General features: G+C 55.5%; 1 protein-coding gene. It reads right to left on the bottom strand.

The window, feature by feature from the left end:
• Positions 1-75: 75 nt before the first annotated feature.
• Entirely contained in the window at positions 76-1,944 is a 1,869-nt protein-coding gene (locus CFR72_RS16620; RefSeq protein WP_110914800.1) for a reverse transcriptase domain-containing protein, read from the bottom strand.
• Positions 1,945-2,476: the final 532 nt, after the last annotated feature.

Consider the following 2,476-nt stretch of genomic DNA (forward strand, 5'->3'; position numbering starts at 1 on the left):
ACGTCGGGTAGGGAGGAAGCTGGTCAGTGACATCACTTCTCTCCCTCCCACGGAACCGGACTTGATACTTTCGCATCATCCGGCTCCTACACTTGTCTCCATTCGATCCAGTCTTGCCTGTAATGTGCCCGCATGGATCGCGTCATGACATTCCCGGCAAACCGCATGGCGTTTTCGTTGCCGAGCGATTTTTGAACGGGTTGTCATCGACAGGTTGGCAATATCCGCCAGTCGCCGGACGTGATGAATTTCAAGCGGCACATCGGTGCGACCGCACCGCTCACATTCCTGAGCCCGCAGTCGGTCTATCATATCCGTTCTGGCCGCCCCACGGATGGTATGAGGGACACGATCCAGACCCGGTCTCTGAACAACCTTCTCCGGTATGTATTTAAGCTTGAATATCCTCACAAACCGACGCCCTTTGGCGCCTTCGACCCAGAGTCCGGGCTCCCCATCATGAACGGAAAGCAGATGTCCCACGACCTTGGCAACGCTACATTTGTGCTTGCGGCCCAAGGTTTTCATAAGGCTGAACCACCAGATTTTCTGAACCCGGCTGAGTTCTCTTTTCCAGTCTGAGCCCAATGCGTAGTATTCTGCCAAGCCACGCATTACCGCGTTATACAACATTACGATTTCGTAGTCGGAACTGTTGGTCAGTTCCGGCCTCATCGTTCCGCGTATAAGATGATAATTGCCGAGACGTTGCCGCTCGACAAATGACACCAGCTTGTCCACCGGGACATGCAGGGATGTCATGTGCGCGGCCGACCTGCGGGTTACCATGCGTCCTGCCAACATCATTGTGTGCAGGACCGGCGGAGTGCCACCGGTTCGTATAGTGTACCCGAGGAACCCCGTTCCATCTCTGGCATGAGCTATCCCGCTCTTTTCGTCCGAGACCTCCAGCTTGAGCGTGTCCCGAAGGAACGCTCGCACCATTTCCATGATGTCTCGGGCTTCCTGCTTCGTTCCGGTAACCCCAATGAGGAAATCATCGGCGTACCGGATATATCGCAGGCGTCGATAATCTGGATCCAGACCATCGACACTGGGGATTTCCCGTTGTGCCTTGAGATGTGTCCTGAGTTTTTCGACTTGTGCTTCGGCTTGGTCCTTTCGTCCTTCCGCCTTTAGCGCGTCGATCTTCCTCCTTGCCCTTTTCGCGCGTTGCGCTTCCAAGAGATAGGCCGGATTTGGACGACGTTTCGCCCCACGGTCAAACCGTTTACGAAACTCTTCCATGAACTCGTCGAGTTCATGGAGATAGACGTTGGCAAGGATGGGCGAAACCACCCCTCCCTGAGGCGTCCCGGAGAACGTCTCGTTCCACGTCCAGTCCTCCATATAACCGGCTTTGAGCATACTTCCGATGAGCTTCAGAAAGTCGTCATCATCGATGCGCTTCCTGAGCAGGCCCAGAAGTATGTCATGGTCGATATTGTCGAAATACCCGACCACATCGACGTCCACCAGCCATACGGTCCCGTTCCACACCTTGTCGATAGTATTCAATGCGGTGTGACAGGACCGTTCCGGGCGAAAACCGTGTGAGCAATCGGAGAAAATTGGTTCATAGATTGCCTCCAGAACGATTTTCACCGCTGCCTGCACAAGTTTGTCGCGGAAGCTCGGGATGCCAAGCGGGCGTTTCTTCCCGTTTGGCTTGGGGATATAGACCCTACGGACAGGGCGCGGCTTATAGGTTCTCTCCCTGATCGCGGTAATGATCGCCTCCATGACTTCCAGCGAGAAGCCATCAGCCGTGTCGGTCGGATCAATTCCCGTAGTCAGGATACCCTTGTTTCGGGCAATCATCTCATAGGCTTGCTCCCAAATGCAGGTTGAGCCCAAAAGACGATAGAGGCCGTTAATCCGCTTTCCCTGACAAGAGAGTTGCGAAAGTGCGGCAAGCCGCTTCTGCACTACTTCGGTTCGCATCAGCGTTCCTTCGTTGAAGTTGCTGCCTTGTTGACAAATGCGCTCCCCTTCACCCGGATGGCGGGCGTCCCCCGATCGGTCGCCCGGTCGGTTTCGGTCACATCCGTCCGCATTGCTGCGACTGTCCAAGGCATTACCCTTGGCATTTGGCTAATATGGGAACTCCGTCGCCATGCGGGTCTGTTGAGAGCAGCCCGTTTAGGCGATCCCGTATTTACGCGTTTCATGAGAAGCGACGTGGGTAGGTGCCCCGTTCGACCTGTATTCCCTCGACGAGGGATGGGTGACGCGGCTGGATGCATCGTTCCGATAGAATCGGAGGATGACATTGCCAAGCTTTCTAGTTTCCTGGCTTTCGCGTCAGAGAGAGCGGCAACCGTTGATACTCTCCCACCTTCCTCTAGTCCCGAGGTCTGGGGTTCACGCAGTATAGCATTCACCATGCACGTCTTGCCCTGACACGGTAAGGTCTTCCGCAGGAGCGGTGGATTGCTCCACCCGACGGTCCCTGCCTGGACGGCCCCGAGCCTTA

Source organism: Gluconacetobacter entanii, from assembly GCF_003206495.1.
Classification (GTDB): Bacteria; Pseudomonadota; Alphaproteobacteria; order Acetobacterales; family Acetobacteraceae; genus Novacetimonas; species Novacetimonas entanii.

Coding starts and splice junctions, on each gene's coding strand:
- CFR72_RS16620 (WP_110914800.1), bottom strand. CDS start 1,944: ATGCGAACCGAAGTAGTGCAGAAGCGGCTTGCCGCACTTTCGCAACTC.